At 48.5% G+C, this 18,265-nt stretch carries 12 protein-coding genes and 1 pseudogene; 9 read left to right on the top strand and 4 right to left on the bottom strand.

What is annotated here, in order from left to right; all coding sequences use genetic code 11:
- Positions 1 to 140: 140 nt before the first annotated feature.
- Entirely contained in the window at positions 141 to 563 is a 423-nt protein-coding gene (locus tag ABC395_RS26055; protein ID WP_413006609.1) for a tetratricopeptide repeat protein, read from the bottom strand.
- 321 nt (positions 564 to 884) lie between these two features.
- Between ABC395_RS26055 and ABC395_RS26050 the strand changes: the two genes are divergently transcribed.
- The 3 genes from ABC395_RS26050 to ABC395_RS26040 all read left to right on the top strand — a co-directional run bounded on the left by ABC395_RS26050 (position 885) and on the right by ABC395_RS26040 (position 4,825).
- Positions 885 to 1,889, top strand: a complete 1,005-nt coding sequence (locus ABC395_RS26050) for an ABC transporter substrate-binding protein (protein ID WP_413006608.1) — start codon at positions 885 to 887, stop codon at positions 1,887 to 1,889.
- 151 nt (positions 1,890 to 2,040) lie between these two features.
- Positions 2,041 to 3,630 (top strand): helix-turn-helix domain-containing protein, encoded by a 1,590-nt coding sequence (locus tag ABC395_RS26045; RefSeq protein ID WP_413006607.1) that lies wholly within the window; start codon positions 2,041 to 2,043, stop codon positions 3,628 to 3,630.
- Positions 3,631 to 3,790: 160 nt separating this feature from the next.
- A complete protein-coding gene (locus ABC395_RS26040) occupies positions 3,791 to 4,825 on the top strand; it encodes an NAD(P)/FAD-dependent oxidoreductase (protein WP_413006606.1) in 1,035 nt (344 codons plus the stop codon).
- 20 nt (positions 4,826 to 4,845) lie between these two features.
- On the opposite strand, the pseudogene ABC395_RS26035 reads toward ABC395_RS26040, so the two are convergent.
- Positions 4,846 to 4,971, bottom strand: a pseudogene (locus ABC395_RS26035) (zinc-binding dehydrogenase); the annotation flags it as partial.
- A 181-nt stretch (positions 4,972 to 5,152) separates the two neighbouring features.
- On the opposite strand from ABC395_RS26035, the gene ABC395_RS26030 reads away from it, so the two are divergent.
- A complete protein-coding gene (locus tag ABC395_RS26030; RefSeq protein WP_413006605.1) occupies positions 5,153 to 7,207 on the top strand; it encodes a serine hydrolase domain-containing protein in 2,055 nt (684 codons plus the stop codon).
- 214 nt (positions 7,208 to 7,421) lie between these two features.
- On the opposite strand, the gene ABC395_RS26025 is transcribed toward ABC395_RS26030, so the two are convergent.
- On the bottom strand, positions 7,422 to 8,558 hold the full coding sequence (locus tag ABC395_RS26025) for an FAD-dependent monooxygenase (protein ID WP_413006604.1): 1,137 nt from the start codon (positions 8,556 to 8,558) through the stop codon (positions 7,422 to 7,424).
- A 16-nt stretch (positions 8,559 to 8,574) separates the two neighbouring features.
- The gene (locus tag ABC395_RS26020) at positions 8,575 to 9,165 is read right to left on the bottom strand and encodes a TetR/AcrR family transcriptional regulator (protein WP_413006603.1); all 591 of its coding nucleotides are present in this window, start codon (positions 9,163 to 9,165) and stop codon (positions 8,575 to 8,577) included.
- A gap of 140 nt (positions 9,166 to 9,305) precedes the next feature.
- Here ABC395_RS26020 and ABC395_RS26015 point away from each other — a divergent pair, with 140 nt between their 5' ends.
- The 5 genes from ABC395_RS26015 (at position 9,306) to ABC395_RS25995 (ending at position 18,262) form a co-directional block, all read left to right on the top strand.
- Complete coding sequence (locus ABC395_RS26015; protein ID WP_487247445.1) at positions 9,306 to 11,462, top strand: helix-turn-helix transcriptional regulator; 2,157 nt, start codon at positions 9,306 to 9,308, stop codon at positions 11,460 to 11,462.
- 66 nt (positions 11,463 to 11,528) lie between these two features.
- Positions 11,529 to 12,188, top strand: a complete 660-nt coding sequence (locus tag ABC395_RS26010) for a DUF4386 domain-containing protein (protein ID WP_413006601.1) — start codon at positions 11,529 to 11,531, stop codon at positions 12,186 to 12,188.
- 229 nt (positions 12,189 to 12,417) lie between these two features.
- Positions 12,418 to 13,653, top strand: coding sequence for an FAD-dependent oxidoreductase (locus ABC395_RS26005; protein ID WP_413006600.1), 1,236 nt, complete (start codon positions 12,418 to 12,420; stop codon positions 13,651 to 13,653).
- An 89-nt stretch (positions 13,654 to 13,742) separates the two neighbouring features.
- The gene (locus ABC395_RS26000; protein ID WP_413006599.1) at positions 13,743 to 14,399 is read left to right on the top strand and encodes a TetR family transcriptional regulator; all 657 of its coding nucleotides are present in this window, start codon (positions 13,743 to 13,745) and stop codon (positions 14,397 to 14,399) included.
- Positions 14,400 to 15,208: 809 nt separating this feature from the next.
- Complete coding sequence (locus tag ABC395_RS25995; RefSeq protein WP_413006598.1) at positions 15,209 to 18,262, top strand: AAA family ATPase; 3,054 nt, start codon at positions 15,209 to 15,211, stop codon at positions 18,260 to 18,262.
- The last annotated feature ends 3 nt before the right edge of the window (positions 18,263 to 18,265 follow it).

Here is an 18,265-nt window from a genome sequence, read left to right as displayed (position 1 = left end):
CAAACCCGGACCTTTCTAAAGGCCGGGTTTGTTTTGTTTATAACGGTAATTTTATAGGTTCCTGTTATCGAGCAGCAACAGATGCAACAAAAAGATATAAAATCTATATGATTTAGTGCTAGGTGAACTAACCTCAATGTTCAAATCTCTATGTTTGTCTCTAAAAACTCAAGATACTTGGGGTCGTCTTCCATAAAAATCTCAATACCGGCGCCCATGTAAGCCCGGGTCAACTCGTCAGCCGCTTTTTCAAAGTTTTCCTGTTCGTAATATAACTGCCCCAGCCGAAGATGAATATACGGATTCCCCAACCCATTCGGACACTGCACGGCATTAAAAAAGCACTTGAAGGCCTTATCGTAATTCCTCATATGATAGTGGACATCTCCAATAGCTGCAAATATCCAGGTAGCGGCCTCCCAATCTTGATGATTTTCAGGCAATAAACGGAGGGCGGCCAGATAACTTTGCTTGGCGGCGTCAAAATCGGCTGTTTTCACTAAATCATCGCCTTGTTTACATAGAGCCTTAATTGCGGAATAAGTGGAATCCGGGAGCTGCAACGCGATCTCTCCTGTTCTATTGATTGGATAAATGAATGTGCTCGGCACAGTCTTTGACTTCAGGCCAACAATCCCATATGAAAAGTCTACCAAATTTTTAGACCTAATTCATACATTGAAAACCTGCTCTAGTTTATCGTCATTTTCCCGGACTTTAGTAAGAAATCGACGAGTTTGTACAAAGCGGGTCGTAGAGAATGTGTATTGATCATGGAATTCAATATGGGGTAAAATCTACTCAAGCTAAATGATAATGATTATCATTATAAATAAACGAATTGTTGGCTGCAAAACATACAACTTATGGGAGTGGATTTAATCATGGCAAGATCGGGATTTATGAAAACAGGATGGGTATCGCTTATAACGGCAGCTATGATTACGGTGACAGGTTGCGGCTCGACAGGTGATCAAGCTGTGGCCACGGTGACTGCCGATAAGCCTGCACAGGCAACGGCAGCTTCAAGTGAAGCCCCCACTCAGACAGAAACGCGCGTCGTAACCGACAGCTTCGGAGAGGTAAAGATTCCGAAAAATCCGAAGCGAGTCTCGGCTCTTTATCGTGAAGATTATTTGGTTGCGCTTGGGGTAACGCCTATTGTGCAATATTATAACCCGATGTGGGGCAAGCAGGATTATTTGAAGCTGGAGGTGCCGTTGTTCGACGTGACCGGCAACATCGAAGCTTTGTTAGCGTCCGAGCCGGACTTGATCATCGGCGCCGGAGAGGTCGATGCAGCGCAATACGAGCTCTATTCCAAGGTTGCGCCGACATTCCGCTTGCCGAACGACGTACTTGCGGATTCGCGCAAAACATTGACCTTAATCGCCGATTTGCTTGGTATCAGCGGCAAGGCGGAACAGGTTCTTGCCGATTACGAAGCCCGTATTGTTGATGTGAAGGCGAAGCTGAAGGCGGCGATCGGCGATGAGAAGCTTGTTGTTCTGCGGATGAACGTCGCAGACAAATCGATTAATATTTTCGGTGTTCATAACACGTTTGTCGGTCAAATCCTGTATGAGGATCTTGGGCTGAATGCACCGGGGTTCGCCAAGGCGATGACGGAGGGCAATATCGTCTTGTCGAAGGAGGTTATTCCGGAGCTTGACGCGGACCATATTATTTTGCTTCCGTCCAACGGGACGTGGGAGGAAGAGAGCAACGCGAAAGCACTTAAGGAAATGAAGGAAAATCCGTTATGGAAGACCGTTCCCGCATTTAAGAACGGCCATGTATATCCTGTAGAGAGATCGTATTGGCAGACGGGAGCCATTACGGCCAACGGTTTGAAGATGGATGATTTACTTCGATTGCTGGCTCCTTAGCAGAAAAGAAGAGGGATTAAGTTCATTGGCAGGACTGATCGCCATAATTGGGAAAGAGCCGCTTTTCAACGAAGGTTGATGGGCGGCTCTTTTTGATTTACACTATGTTAATTGAGAATGAATATCAATTAAAAGGCGGTTGATAGTAACGATGGATATTGAACAGCCCAAACAAGCCGGGACTGCTCCTCTCGTCCAATATGTGCTGCGATCGATCCGCTTAGTCGTTGCGGGCGGTCAAGCAGACATGAGTGATTTGGACGACAGCGGTCGAAACGATAAGGAAAGCTTTGAACTGCTCATTATAATAAGCGGGACGAGACAAGGAAAATGCTATTTGCAGGGGCCTGGAAGATCTTTATCTATTGATCAAGAGGTTATGAGCTGCAGCTATTACCGGGTGTGCTTTGTAACGAGCGGCTATGATGCGGCTTCGAGCTTGCTGCCGGATAAACAAGAGCTTGCCTGCGCACCCTTCGCGAAGATGATAGAGCTGCTTGATGAGTTATATGGACTCCGCGGGGCGAGCGACGAGCTCGAGCTGTTTCAACGATTTGTGAGATTTCAAGAGCTGCTGCTCTTTCTATTCCGCCAAAATGCACCTGCAGCCGTGGATAAGGGAACGGATACTGAGCGGCATGGGGTAGAGCTTAGCATACGGCATATTCATCAGTATTACCGTGAGCTTCTGACCGTAGAGGAGCTGGCCTCCCTCGCAGGCATTGACCGCTGGAAGTATAGCGGTCTGTTCAAAGAGGCTACGGGTCAAGTACCTCTCCAGTACTTGAATGAAGTACGGATTAATCAAGCCAAGAAGTGGCTGGCAAGCGCCGATGACAAGCTGCTCGATATTGCGCTGAATACAGGCTTCAACAATGAATATTATTTCAATCGTCGTTTCAAGCAGACGGTAGGCATATCCCCCGGACAATACCGCCGCAGCCGCAAGGGACAGCTTAGAGTAGTGGCGCCGTATTTGGAGGATTTCATAGTCGCGCTGGATATGCAGCCTATTGCCCAGTATTGGCATGCGAAATGGGGAAAACAAGAGTATCTGGGCTTAAACCATATTCCGACGTTCGACGTGAACGACGGCAGTTTTGACGCGCTTTCCGGTTATAAGCCGGATTTGATCTTGCTTATGGATCGTTACGAGCAGCAGCAATATTCCCAGTGCCGGCGCATATCCAACACTTGCATCTTGAGTAAGCAGAGTGATAATTGGCGTACGCTGCTGCGTACCGTCGCCGATTATTTCGGTCGGACGGAGTTGGCCGACGATGCTATCGCAAAGTATGCTTTCAAAGCACGAAGCGCGAGTCATAAGCTGAGTCAGGTTATGAAAGGTGAAACGGTCGCTTTTTTGCGTATTTCGGCGGACCACATCATCCAGTATACGGAAAAAGGGCAAGGTTTTGTTTCGACTGTTCTCTACGGCGATGTTGGCCTGCGTTCCTACTCCGCGGTAGGTGCAGCTTCAAAAGCGAATAGGCCGGGCATGTTCAATCTCTCTGTAGAGGACCTGCGCACGTTAAACGCGGATCATCTGTTCATTACTTTCGATAAGTGGCATAGCCAGGCAGAAGGAAAGGAAAGGGAGCTGCTGGAGCAGCCGGAGTGGCGTGATCTGCCCGCTGTACGAAATAACCGCGTTTACGAGGTTGATTTTCTAACTTGGATGAATAACGGAATTATTTCCAACGGCAAAAAAATCGATGATATACTGCGGTCGTTAGCTTGATTTGATTTTGCTTACGACTGAAAGGTCTGCATCCTCCATTTTATATAAAGCAACCGTCGATTTTGTCCATTGTTATTGTCACGTTGCCGAAACTACAATTATGTTGAGAATGATTATCACAGCATGGACGTTACATGTGCCGGCTGGAGGAGGACATCGATTGACTGAGCAGCTTGAATTATACGATGTGACGATTATCGGCGGTGGTCCTGCGGGAATGTACACTGCTTTTTATAGTGGAATGCGCGATTTAAAGACAAAGTTGATAGAAGCGAAAGACGAGCTGGGCGGGCGGATGCTTATATACCCCGAGAAAATGATTTGGGATGTCGGAGGGGTTGGGCCGATCCTATGCGAGAAGTTAATCGCCCAATTGTCGGAGCAGGCGAAGACGTTCGACCCGACCCTTGTATTCGGCCAGCACATTATCGGATTGGAGAAACAAGCGGATTCGACATACATTCTGGAGGCCGCAACGGGGGAGAAGCACTGGACACGCACGGTCATTCTGGCTATCGGCCGCGGCATTCTGCGAATGGCGAAGCTGGAGCTGGAAGGGGCCGAGCGCTATGAGGTGTCCAATCTGCACTATACGGTGCAGGAACTGGAGCCTTTTAGGGGGAAACGAGTCCTTATTTCGGGTGGGGGAAACTCCGCTGTCGATTGGGCGAACGAGCTGGTTCCGATCGCTGCTCAGGTTACAGTCGTGCATAGGCGCGACCGCTTCGGCGGGCATGAGAAAAACATTGTTCGAATGAAGGAGTCTTCTGCCGATGTGCTTACGCCCTATGAAGTCACACAGTTATACAGCGGCAACGGGAAGACGATTGAACGGGTGACGATTACCCCTATCGAATCAGGGGACTCGCGCGAGCTGGAAATAGACGAGGTTATCGTTAACCACGGGCTGAAGTCCGATTTTACAGGTATCAAGGATTGGGGACTGGATATGGACGACTGGAACATATTCGTCAGCCCGAGACTTGAGACGAACTTGCCAGGCATCTTCGGGGCTGGCGACTTTGTCAATTACGAAAGCAAGCTTAACCTCATTGCAGGAGCGTTCACGGATGCGGCCTTAGCGCTTAACAGCGCCAAACGGTACCTGGATCCCGAGGCGCCGAGAATGGCTTATGTCTCGTCGCATAACGAGAGGTTTAAAGAACGGAACAAAGCGCTTGGCAACGATTTTTGAACGAGAGGTAACGGTTGGCTTTAGAACTGAATGATCACGTTACCTTTTTTACGTTCGGTCTCTACATATTGGTGGGCATCCGGCAGACGCTCCAAAGGATATCGACGATCAATCACGGCACTCAGTGTTCCATTGGTAGTGAGTTCCTAAAGGAGTTGGCTATCGCCGGCTCGACAGGGCCTCTTGCCAAACGAACAATCCTTAGACAACATGTTGTTTAGGGATTGTTTTTTTCGTTTCAGGGCGTATTTTATTCCAGCGGCCTTCTTCCATTTATGATGAATTCAGTTAGTCCAATCCAGAAAGAAACTGCGAGGAGGAATTATAGTGAAGGGATTGTTTTCCGTAGTAATGACCGCCGTGCTTATTGCCATACCGGTCACCACTGCTTCTGCTCAGACGAATCCGGTTCCTGTAAAAGAAAGGGCACAGGCGCTGGCTTCGAAGCTCCTATCCGATTATGGTGTAAGCGGTTTGCAGTATGCCATTATGGATAAGGGATCCATTGTTTTATCGGATAGCGCCGGTGTATATGATAAAGCTTCTAAAGCTCCAATCACCAAAGATACCATGTTCGGTATAGGCTCGATAAGTAAAATGCATGTATCCGCCGCAGCGATGATGTTAGCCGATGCTAATAAAATCGATATGGATAAACCACTTACAACGTATATCAAAGACTTCAAAATGGCAGACGAAAGATACAAAAAAATTACACCTCGTATGTTAATGAATCATGCGTCAGGTCTTTACGGTACTCACTATTCGAATAGTAGTTTATTCGATGACAACGATACAAAAGTCCACGATGATTTATTGATCAAGTTACAGTCGGAACATTTAAAATCCGATCCCGGTGAATATTCCGTTTATTGTAACGATGGATTCGATTTGCTTGAAATTATGATCGAACGGGTGAGCGGTATAAGCTATACCGAATTCCTCGCGAAATATGTGAGCAAGCCTCTGAATTTAAACTCCACTAAAACACCACTTGATCAATTTGATAGAGAAAGGTTAGCCAAAGCTTACTTCCCTACGATGGATCAGGCTTTACCCATTGAGAATATCAATGCCATTGGTTCAGGCGGGATCTACTCGACTGCAGAAGAAGTAACTAAGTTTGCAGAAATATTAATAGGCAATCGAACGGATGTTTTATCTGAACAATCAGCGAAAGCCATGCAAAGTCCTGAATATAAAAAAGGAATATGGGTTTCTGAAAAAACGAACACCTTTAACTATGGTCTTGGTTGGGACGCTGTTAGCTTGGCACCGTTTGACGATTACGGAATAACGGCTTTATCCAAGGGTGGGGACACCGGTAATTATCACGGTTCCTTGATTACCATTCCAAAATATAACATTTCTATGGCTGTGCTTTCTTCAGGAGGGTCTTCGCTATACAATCTTTCTTTTACCTCTAATGTGTTATTGGAATACTTAAAGGAACAGGGGCATATTAAGGAAATTCTGCCCGAGAAAATATTTAAACCTTCCTTGAAAGTGAACATGCCGTCTGAATTGCAATCTTATGCCGGCTTATATGGTACAGTGGGTTCGACTCTAAATATAGAGATTAAGAACGGAGAGATTGATTTACCTGCACAATTGGGGGGGATTATACCCCCGCAAAAATATGTATATACGGGCGATGGACAATTCAAAAGCGGTGATGGCAGTGTAACAGTAAGCTTTGACAAACAAACAAATGGGGAAACCTATGTGAAGCTTAACGCTTATACGAATTTCCCGGGATTAGGTCAGTTCATGAACGTGCTCTATGCCTATCAAAAGCTGGATTCCAATCCACTTCATTTTGCAGCCAAAAAGGTATGGGAGAATAGAAACGAGAAAAATTATTATCTGCTGGATGAAAAAATTAACTCCGGAAGTTATCTGAGTTATCCGATGTTAACCAAGAAAATATCCGTTGATTTGGATCATGGATACGCAAGCGGGACTAAAATCGTGGATGAGAACAAAGCAGTAAATGCTGTCGAAATTCCGATCATGATGGGAAGAGATGCGTTTGATCTCAACTTTTATAAAGAAGGTCGTACGGAGTATTTAAAGATTGACGGATCCACCTATATCAGTGAAGATGCCATTCAGCCCATTTATAAAGGGAATCATTCATTATGCAGAATACCTTCCAATGGTCAGGCTAGATGGTACAAAATTAATGGAGATACAGCTAATCGGGTCATGAACGTTCAGACTCCGGCAGGTGGGGGATTTGCCGTTTATGACAAGAACGGAATACCTGTGAACTTCTCAAAGGCATCTGACAATCATTCGGTAGTACTGCCGGAAGACGGGATGATCGTTTTTGGCGGGAAGGCGGGGGATGTATTTAAAATCGAATTGAAGAATAAATAAGAAGAAGAAAAATGACTGGAGAGCTGATGCTCATCCGGTCATTTTTAATAACTTCATAGGACGTAACCCATTTGAAGCAGAGAGGTTCTTACTCTGAAAAAGGAGAATGTACCACCCACTGCTCAAAGCCCATCCGAAGCAGCGCTGAACGGAGGTTATGTTGTTGATTTTTGCCCTTCAACTCCGCGTCTACGCATCGTCGAAGATTTCGGTCCTAGAACCGAAACTGGTACAAGCGCTGTGCCTGGCTGCGAACAATCCTTTTGGGGGCATACTTCATTAATCGATTTCTGACAGTAGTGAACAGGAAGCTTTCCGATTGCGCCATTTTTCCGACTTTCCGGGATTGATTGGATATTTGTTCGATTCTCTTTCTGCGTCTGGCGTCGTAATCTGCGAATGCTCCCTGATAATGGCTCTGTATGCGGAGGCATTCGGCCAAAATACGCGCATCCTCAATCGCTTGGCAGGCTCCCTGTCCCATATTAGGGGTAATGGCATGAGCGGCATCGCCGATAAAAACAACTCGATCTGAGTAGAAGCGATCCATAGGTGCTATATCCACGATATCACGATGAATCATGTCCGCGGATGACGTTTTCAACAACAGACTTGGTATGGGATCATGATAGTTCTGGAACAGGCGATGCAGGTCCATCGTAGAATAATCCGCAATAAGGGGATCGCTTTGGCGGGCGTTGATAAGCGCATACCAATATACGTTGTTTTTCGGCAGCGGGACGAGACCGAAACGGCCTTTCGTTCCCCAAGTCTCGATAAACCGGTTGGAAAGGCCCGGAAGGCCGTCAGCGGAAACAACACCGCGCCAGCAGGTGTAGCCGGCATAGCGATACGAATCTTTTGGAAATAGCTGTTTGCGGACGTTAGAGTGGATGCCGTCCGCGGCGACTACCAGGTCACCCGCCGCATGACTGCCGTCATGGAATGTAACCCGAACGTGAGTATCCTTTTGCTCAAGCTGCGCGAATGATTTCCCCCACTGTAAAGTGCCGGGAGGAAGCGCAGACAAAAGAATATGATGCAGGTCCTTGCGATGGATGGAATATAAGCGGCCATAGTCAGCAGGAACTGTAAGTTGAGTAATAGGCCGGCCCCGATCCGATAACAGATGGAAGCCGCTGCTCGGAATGCCTTGACGAATGATCTCGTCGGAAATGCAGTAAGGCTCCAGCGCCTGCAAAGCATTCGGGGCGATAATGATACCCGCGCCGGCAGCAGCCGGTCCGGCACTTCTTTCGTATACCTTTACCTTCATTCCCATCTGCTGCAAGGTGATTGCGGAACATAGACCTGCGATCCCGCCACCTATGATCAAGATGGTCTGTGACATAGGCTTGCTCAACCTCCTAGTTATCGTTAATACCTTCCCATACGATATCGAATTGTTTTCTAAAGGAGCCGGTTATGGTTACGGGTTCAACGCCCATCAGTGTCCATGACAGAATGGTATGGAAATAAACGCCGACAATCGTCGTGGTGATGGCATCCGTTTCCCAGCGGCTGCGCAATTTGCCTTTTTGTTTTGCATTGTCGATCATGGACGAGAGCTGCTGATGCAATTGGTGAACGCTTTGTGACTCCTTTCCGGCAAGGGAAGCCGACTTGATGATTTCCAATGTAGCCAGTTTCATGAGTTCGCTATGTGACGAAAAGTGATGAAGCAGATCTTCTAACACGTGCAAGATTTGGTTTTTGGGAGAATCGATATTCCGATGCTTCTCTACACTCTGCTTCAGCAAATCGATCTGGGATTCTCCAAGATAAAGCAAGATGTCTTCCTTCTTAGCGAAATAATTAAAAAAAGTCCCTTTGCCAATGCCGCATGTAGCTGTAATTTCCTGCACCGTGACTTGCTCAAACCCTTTCTCCCGGAAAAGTTGGAGGGCTTGTAAAAAAATTTGTTCTTTTAGTTCCTTTTTACGCGTTTCCCTCAGCATCCTCTTAGCTCCCTTATTAATATGACCGTGGTCATTTATTGACTATAGTCATAATAATCCTGTTTTTTCTGCTTGTCAAACGAGCGCTAAAATTTGCTTAGGAAAAGGCATACGTTGCCGGGAGTTGATATAATAGATCTATGTTAACTCCTATAATCGCCTCCAAGTTATATGTCCCCGAGCCTCGGTCGGAAGCGGTTCTGCGCCGAAGATTAACCGAACGGCTAAATAGGGGCTTGCACCGGAAACTGACCCTTATCTCTGCCCCCGCGGGCTACGGCAAAACGACTTTAGTCTGCGAATGGATAGCTGACTGCGACCGGCCGGCCGCATGGCTTTCCCTTGAACAAGGGGACAATGAACTTACGCGTTTTTTGACTTATATGATCTCCGCTCTTCAGACCCTATCGGAGAATATAGGGGAAGGTGTGCTATCCGTACTTCAATCACCTCAATTGACATCGGCCGAGCTGGTTTTGACGGCTCTTCTTGATGAACTCACGGCTATGCCGTCTCCTTTTATCCTTGTCCTTGACGACTATCATACGGCGAGTTCGAAAGAGGTCGACGAAGCGCTATCGTTCCTGCTGAACCACCTGCCCAAACAGATGCACCTAGTGATAACGACTCGCGAAGACCCTGCAGTTTCTCTGCCGCGGTTGCGGGTTCTGGACCAAATAACCGAGCTGCGCGCTGCCGACATTAGGTTTACTTTTTCGGAAGCGGAAGCTTTTTTTAACCATGTAATGGACTTCAATCTCTCCACAGATTACATAGCCGGGTTTCAATCACTCACCGAAGGGTGGGCTGCGGGGCTGCGCTTGGCCGCGATCTCCATACAGGCAGATCATGACGCCGGTCAACTCCTCCGGTCTTTCACAGGCAATCACCATTTCGTGCTGGATTATCTGGCAGAAGAAGTTCTGCAGCGGCAGCCCGAAAGCATACAGGCTTTTTTATTGCAAACCTCTCAACTCGACCGGCTTTGCGGACCGTTATGCGATGCCCTGTTACTTGATCCTAAGGTTGATCCTAAGGCTGCCGGTAAGGAAATGTTAATCGATCTTGAACGTAAAAATTTGTTTGTCATTCCTCTGGATAAAGAACGGCGTTGGTATCGTTATCATCATTTGTTCGCGGATATTCTTCGTAAAAGGTCGGTGGATAACTATGGTGCGGACCATATCGCAGAATTGCACAAACGGGCGAGCATCTGGTACGAAGGCAGCGGATTCGAGCTTGATGCGTTCCGTCATGCCATAGAAGCGGGGGATATAGAACGAAGTTCACGTCTGCTTCAAGGGGGCGGGATGCCGCTGCATCTTCGAGGAGCTGCCAGAATGGCGCTGAACTGGCTGGAGCCGCTGCCTGCCAAGGAGCTGGATGCCAGACCGGAATTATGGGTGTTTTATGGTTCTGCTTTATTGATGACCGGTAAGCTGACAGGGGTTGAACACAAGCTCCGGGCGGCAGAAGCGGCCATGGAGAGCATGGAACAAGCCGCCGGTACCAGGGATCTGACCGGATGGATCGCGGCCACCCGCGCTACACTGGCCTCTTTAAGCTTGACCGATCATCACGAACTTGCCGAACTGAATCTTCAGTCAGCCGAAACGGCTTTGCAAGATACGGGGCCCGAAGACAAAACCGAAGAGCTTGTCGGATTGATCGGGTCTGCACGGAATGCGGAGGTAAGAGAAACAAACGGAATAGACGAGGTTATCGCCCAATCACGCCGCGCGCTTGCCTATCTGCATCCGGATAACCTGCCTGCCCGGACGGCATCCGCTTGGATGCTGGGCGTCGCTTGCCAGCTGCGGGGAGATTATGCGGGGGCATATGAAGCCTATAACGAAGTCATATCGAACTGCCTAAAGATCGATCATCGACTGATGGCTGTAGCGGCCATGATTGGAATCGCTCAAATCAGGGAAGCGGAAGGGCGGTCCGATCTGGCGGCAGAGCGTTACCGTTCGGCCCTGAAACTAGCCGGTGATCTGCCGCACCCTGTAATTAAAGAGGCCGAAACTGGTCTGGAGCGCCTGAACCGCGTCCTCGGGGACGGAATGAGGGACAGCCGGGTTGAGCCGCTCAGCCCGCGCGAAACCGAAGTGCTGGGGCTCATAGCCCAGGGACTCTCCAATCGGGAAATCGCCGGGAAGCTTTTCCTGGCCTTGGATACGGTGAAAGGTCACAACCGAAGGATTTTCGAAAAGCTTCACGTGCAGCGGCGCACGGAGGCCATCGCCCGCGCCCGCGAGTTAAATTTGTTCACGAACACCCCTAAACCACACTAAAGTGTCTACAGGCCGATTCCCCTTCGAGCTATACTGCAAATAAATAGCGCAGGGAGGGGATAAGGCATGAGAAAAGCTGAAAGAGCGGCAGGGGTGTTATTTTTGTTGTCGACGGTTGTATTCCTGATTGGAAGCGGGATATTGAATCCGATTTTGCATCAGACCGATTTACTCGGCAGGTTGTATTCCCAACGAACAAGCGTGTTTACGGGATTGCTCTTGGAGTTGATCAATGCCATCGCAGTTGTGGGGATTGCCGTGCTGCTGCACCCGATATTAAGGAAACATCATGAAACGTTTACGATGGGGTACTTCGCTTCCCGGGTTATGGAGTCTGCCTTGCTTATTTTGAGCTTATTAGGACCGCTTGTTCTCCTTGCGTTGAGCAATAAATCCATATCGGGCGGAACCTCGGACGATTCCTATTTGCAAACGATGGGGAATTTAGCGGTGGACGTTCATTTCCTGTTATTTGACATGGCCATGATTGCGCTGAGTTTAGGCAGCTTGTTGTTTTGTTATATCCTCATTCGATCGAGACTGGTTCCACGACTATTGTCCATCATTGGCCTGATTGGATATACGGGACTGTTGGCAAGCAGCTCTCTGTCAATCATCGGCCTGGATTTAGGAAACGTTCTCTATATTCCTGGAGCGATATTCGAAATCGCTTTACCGGTCTGGCTTATCGTTAAGGGGTTTAATTTGCGTACGGAGAAAAACTGATTTGTGAAAGCTTCACTCTATAGTTAATCCGGGAACGAGTCGGGTTTAAACTACGGGTGGTCTAAGAATACATGTGAAGTCCCTGTCGAAAAATATTCGAGAGGGACTTATTTGTGCTATGTCGAAAGTTTTTTCTTTTCCTGATATGGAACGCATTGACAGCAGCGATTCTTCAAGTTAGTATAACGTTGTAAGATAAATCTAACTAAGTTAGAGGGGGGTTGAATCATTGAACAACAAATTATCAGTGGCAATCATCGGCGGCGGACTTGGCGGTCTTGCGTTAGCGCAGGGTTTGAAGAGGAATCAAATTGACTTTCATGTTTATGAACGTGAGCAAGCAGACCATTTTGTCCAAACCGGTTATCGGATCAAATTAAATAAAAACGGAACAAAGGCGCTGCGTTTTTGTCTTCCTGACCGTCTTTACGACCTTTATACTGCAACATCTGTTTTAAGTCCGACACGTCCCGATTTTTTGGATGCATTCACCCTGGAAACGGTAAAAGCGAAACAGGCGGCTGAGGGTACGCCGGTTGAAATCGAACCTTCGGTGAACCGGTTTACGTTTAGAGAGGTGCTGCTCGGCGAACTAGGGGGCAAAATCAGCTTCGGATATCGCTTTACCCATTACGAAACGCTGAAAGATGGGCGTTTAAGAGCATGGTTTGATAACGGACAACATGTTGACGCGGATGTCCTGGTAGGCGCCGACGGGGGAGCTTCCAAGGTTCGCCGTCAGTACAAGCCGGGTGTAAAAATCTTTGATACAGGAGCAAGAGTAATCTATACCAAGGTGCCCTTGGATGATGAAATTCGGAAGGAATTGAACTTGATTACCGGATTGGGCATGAGAGGCGTGAAAAAGCCAAAAGGAGATGCGCCTGTAACTCTCCTCCTCGAGGACATGATTTTTAATCCGCATCTTGAAAAATTACCTGAATCTTTGTCCCTTCATGTAAAAATTACACCCCAACAGGATTATCTGTATACGGTATTTGCAGGCTCGGCTGAATGGTTCGGTATCCCTGACGAGCAGCTTTTTGAAATGGATGGTCCTGCTCTTCTGTCTTTTGCTCATGAAAGAACCAAGCATTGGCACCCGCAAATTCAGCGCATGCTGGAATTAGCCGACCCGGAGAAGACTGCGGCCTATCATCTCCGTAATGTTCTGCCTTACAAGCCTTGGAAAGAAACCACCTCTTTGGTGCTTTTAGGGGATGCTCTTCATCCAATGACGCCGGTGGGGGTTGGGGGAAATGCGGCACTCTATGATGCATGTGAGCTAACTAAAGAACTAATTAACGTTAAGAATGGGGAGAAAGAGCTACTGGCAGCCCTGCGGGATTATGAAGTGAATGCGATTGAACGGGGGATGAGGGATGTCCGGCTCTCCGCACAAGGAGGGGCAGGCATGTTCAACCAGAAGCCGTTACCTGAAGAGGACATGGTTCTTGAGGATTAGAATGTAAGATGGATCAGATGGGGATAACCAAGCTCCAAACCAATTAGGATATAATAGATCATATAAGTAATTTGGAATTGGAGTTGCAGATGCAGATGAATACACCCACTCGCAGACCTCATATAAGTGAAGAAAAAATTATTGCCGCCTCATGGAAGCTTCTCGAACAGCAAGGAATCGAGAATTTCACAATGAGAAATCTTGCCAAAGAGTTGCATGTCCAGGCTCCCACAATTTATTGGTACTTCAAAAACAAACAAGCGCTTTTTCAGACGTTGGCCAATTTGGTCTCCAGAGAGATCATCATTGATCTTCCTAAGAACGGAGACTGGAGGGAAATGTTACAGTTAAGCGCAACCGTTATTCGTCGCAAGCTTCAGCAGTTCCCTTGCTCCGGTCAAATTCTGATGAAGACGAGGCCTGAGGCGGATTATCTACACATGTTCGAGTCTCTTTTGAAGATGATAGAACCGACTCCTCTGACAAACGAACAAAAATTTTCCTATACCTCCCACTTGTTTAACTTTGTAATTAATTACGTGATGGATGAATATGAGCAGCGTATGTTAGCCGTTACGTTAGACGAGGAGAATAGCGAGGGAAATCATGTAGATCTGTCTCAATTTGAGCTGCTGGGTCGTATGCATGATGCGGATTTGTTTAAGTTGATTGGATCGGATGAATTGTTTTACTCCGGCACCGATTTATTGCTTGATGGAATAGAGAAGAGGGTGACGGCCAATTAAAAAGGCTGCCCCGGATGAAAGCAACGGTTACAAGAAGGCACCAACTTGGGTGCATGGAAGCCTGCCCAGTGGCAGGCTTTTGATGTTCTATTAAACTGGATTTATTACATACATATTCCATAGATTGAAAGCAAAAGTAACGGAGGCATAGTATAATATAGGAAAAAAGTATGAGTAATAGGCCGCAGGGGGTAACGGGAAGTATGAGAATCAACCGAAGAAGTATGTTGAAAGCGCTCAAATTTCTTTTTCCTGAGTATCAGCTTGTTGAACTGATTCGGGAAGAAGGATTTTTCGATAAAAAAGAAGCCCCTCCAGCTCCAACGAGACAAGCTCAGCCGACGCAACCATATCATAGAGGCTCGAGAGCGAGTACGGGTCCGACTTATTCCGGGCAGACCGCAGCGGGACGGAACGTTACTTCATCGACTTCCCGCCCCACTCAGACCCCAGCCCGTGCGTCACATGGAGAAGGCCGGAATGACGCGCAGAGTGATTTATCTCCCAAGCAATTGGACCAATTGTTCCGGGAAGCAGGAAAGAACGTTAATAGTAATGTAATCGGACAGCCGTTGTTCGTCGACGATTTGGTTGCAGGATATAAGCAGGGATATATGAATGGGCGGCAAAATAATAAGCCAAGAAATGTGATCTTGCTGGCCGGGGCCCCGGGAACAGGCAAAAAAACAGCTTTGGAATGGCTGGTTCGGGAGATATATGCACGCGGACTAACGTCCGGGCCACATCTTTCTGAAATTGATTTACAGCGTTATGAGGCCGATGAGCTATCGGGAAATTTTATCAGTGATATGGCGGAGGCTTTCCAGCATTCCGAGGGCACGGTGTTATTTCAGGGGATCAAAGGGGCTGACCCGGCTTTTATCAGCCTAGTCGCCAAGCTTGCCGGGGAAGGCAGTTTTCGAACCAAAGAAGGGGTTCGCATAAGCGCCGCCGATTATTTCATCATCTTCTATATCGATGAACATGCAGAGAGAGAAAGCGAATATGGGCAAGTTCCGGCCGTGCTGGCAAAGCATCTCCCCGTGTCTATCTTACAAACCGTCCTTGCATCGGCAATATCCTCACCGATAGAGCGGGAGACGATGAAGCAGATCGCCGAGATCTTAATCGGGAAAGCGATAGAAGATCTGTCAAGGGATATGCATACAAAGATTGCCGTCCATCCTTCCACGTATGGGGCGCTGGCCGATATAGCCGCAGCCAATAAAACGTTCGGCGAGGCTGTGCAGCACTGGATTGATAAGGAGCTCACCCCTATATTGTCTGGTCTGCGGGCCCGTAATGAGATTCGTGGCAATGAGAGTGTACGAATCCATTTCAAGAACAGTTCTTTTGTTGTGGCGTCGAATTCGTTTGAAGTTCCGATCAAAGCCGTATCTTTCGTTCGTCAGGAGTCGATTGACGATGTTTTGGAGGAATTAAACGCGCTAACGGGTCTGGAACCTGTTAAAAAGTTCGTCTATGAGCTGATGGAGACGGTACAGGTTAACCAACTGAGGGCCAGGGAAGGTGAAAGCTCTGTGGCGATGTCGCTTCACATGGTGTTTACCGGGAATCCGGGAACCGGCAAAACGACGGTCGCCCGCTTGATCGGCCGCATTCTGAAGGCGCTCGGGTTACTGCCGCAAGGTCAATTGATCGAAGTGACAAGACAGGATCTTGTCGGACAGTATGTGGGCTCTACTGCTCCGAAAACGATAGCACAGGTCAATGAGGCCTTGGGAGGCGTATTGTTCATCGACGAGGCCTACACGCTCGCCCGTCACGACCACGATACGTTCGGCATCGAAGCGATCGACACGATTGTCAAGGCAATGGAGGACCACCGGGATCAGCTTGTTGTCGTGCTGGCAGGGTATACCCAGGAGATGGAGACTTTTCTGCGGTCGAATCCGGGTTTGCGCTCCAGATTTCCATTCATCGTGGAATTCCCGGATTACAAGGCGGCAGATATGCTGGACATTATGATTCAGATGGCGAGCAAAAACGGTTTCCGGATAGAAACCGACGCTTACGAGGGTTTAATCGAGTTGTTCGATCAAAAGCAAATCCCCGGCCGCAACGACAGCGGCAACGGCCGGCTTGTCCGCAATTTGTTCGAAGAGGCTGTCCGTAAGCAGGCGACTCGGCTCAGAGGTCTGATGTCAGGGGCAGATGCAGACTTGCAAGTATTGACCGGGGCAGACTTCGGGATCGGGGAGAAGGAAGCCTTTAATATCGAGAATGAGCTCGCCGGAATTGTCGGATTGGAGAAAGTCAAACTATTCGTCCGAACGTTAGAGAAACAGCTTATTGTTGATCGAAGGCGGAAGGAAGCCGGGATTCATGTCGATACCGGTCAGACTCTCAACATGATTTTTTCGGGGAATCCCGGTACCGGCAAGACAACGATGGCGCGGCTGGTGGCAGGGATGCTCCGGTCCATGGGCTATTTGAAAAAAGGACACCTCGTTGAGGTGGACCGATCCGATCTGGTAGCGGAGTATGTCGGCCAGACGGCCAGCAAGACCAAGCTGGTTGTCGAATCTGCTCTTGGCGGCGTGCTCTTCATCGACGAAGCCTATGCGCTTGCGCAGGATGGCGTGCAGGGCGGGGGCTTCGGTAAGGAAGCGATCGATGCACTGGTTCGTCTTATCGAGCTTCATAAGGACAATTTGGTTGTCATTTTGGCGGGTTACACGGAAGATATGCAGCGGTTTGTTCAAGTCAACCCGGGTCTTTCCTCGCGCTTCCCGCTGCAAATCGAGTTTCCCGATTATACGGCGGAGGAAATGCAGCAAATCGCTTCGATTATGGTAAAGGCTCGCGGTTTTGCCTTAGCCCCGGATGTGGCGGGTTTGCTCGAATCCTATTTTAACGGGAAGCAAATCCCGGGCAGAAAGGACGGAGGCAACGGCCGGCTCGTCCGTAATACGCTGGAGGGAGCGATACGCAAGCAAGCGGAGCGATTGGCCGATCACCCCGATATTGCGGCGGATCGGTTAAATGAGCTGACTGTGGAGGATTTTGGGCTGTCGGCACCTGCAGACCTTGCGAAAAAGCAGGCGAATGCGCTTGGAGCGCTCGACGACGTTGTCGGTCTGTCCTCCGTTAAGGAATTTGTGAGAAGCCTATCGGCTCAAATTGAGGTAGCCAAGCGCCGTGAAGAGTTGGGGCTGCCCAAGGCTTCCGCTCAAGCTCTTCATATGGTGTTCAAAGGAAACCCGGGAACCGGCAAAACGACCATTGCCCGTATTTTGGCCCAGCGATTTAAAGAACTTGGCGTGACCAAGACCGATACGCTGGTAGAGACCGATCGTTCCGGCCTGGTTGCCGGTTATGTGGGGCAAACCGCGCTCAAGACGAAAGAAGTTATCGAGCGCGCTCTGGGCGGAATCCTGTTTGTGGATGAGGCTTACGCTCTGGCGGAAGGGGATCAATTCGGACAAGAAGCGATCGATACGCTCGTCAAGGCCATGGACGATTACCGGGACAGGCTCATCGTGATATTGGCCGGCTACGACGAAGACATGGAGCGTTTCTTGAACCGCAATGCGGGGCTCCGCTCCAGGTTTCCCAATATGATTACTTTCCCCGACTATACAGCCGGAGAAATGCTGCGAATTGCCCGTCTCCTGGTAAAGGCGCAAGGGTATGTGATCGTCCCAGAAGCGGAAGCCGCGCTGCTCTCCATTTTGGAGACCTATGAAGGAGATAGGACCGCAGGCAATGGACGGCTTGTTCGCAATTTGGTCGAGAAGGCGATTCGAGGCCACGCCTTGCGTATGAGCATGAAGGCCGATGCCACAGCCGAGGAATTGTCCGCATTGATGCCTGAAGACTTTCAAGGAAAGACGGGGTGATGG

The organism is Paenibacillus canaveralius (assembly GCF_047238265.1).
GTDB lineage: Bacteria > Bacillota > Bacilli > Paenibacillales > NBRC-103111 > Paenibacillus_F.
Note: the sequence above shows the minus strand (reverse complement) of the source record. Positions and strands in the feature narration are given on the sequence as shown.

Coding starts and splice junctions, on each gene's coding strand:
- ABC395_RS25995 (WP_413006598.1), top strand. CDS start 15,209: ATGGCGGAGGCTTTCCAGCATTCCGAGGGCACGGTGTTATTTCAGGGG.
- ABC395_RS26010 (WP_413006601.1), top strand. CDS start 11,529: ATGAGAAAAGCTGAAAGAGCGGCAGGGGTGTTATTTTTGTTGTCGACG.
- ABC395_RS26050 (WP_413006608.1), top strand. CDS start 885: ATGGCAAGATCGGGATTTATGAAAACAGGATGGGTATCGCTTATAACG.
- ABC395_RS26015 (WP_487247445.1), top strand. CDS start 9,306: ATGTTAACTCCTATAATCGCCTCCAAGTTATATGTCCCCGAGCCTCGG.
- ABC395_RS26000 (WP_413006599.1), top strand. CDS start 13,743: ATGCAGATGAATACACCCACTCGCAGACCTCATATAAGTGAAGAAAAA.
- ABC395_RS26020 (WP_413006603.1), bottom strand. CDS start 9,165: ATGCTGAGGGAAACGCGTAAAAAGGAACTAAAAGAACAAATTTTTTTA.
- ABC395_RS26025 (WP_413006604.1), bottom strand. CDS start 8,558: ATGTCACAGACCATCTTGATCATAGGTGGCGGGATCGCAGGTCTATGT.
- ABC395_RS26045 (WP_413006607.1), top strand. CDS start 2,041: ATGGATATTGAACAGCCCAAACAAGCCGGGACTGCTCCTCTCGTCCAA.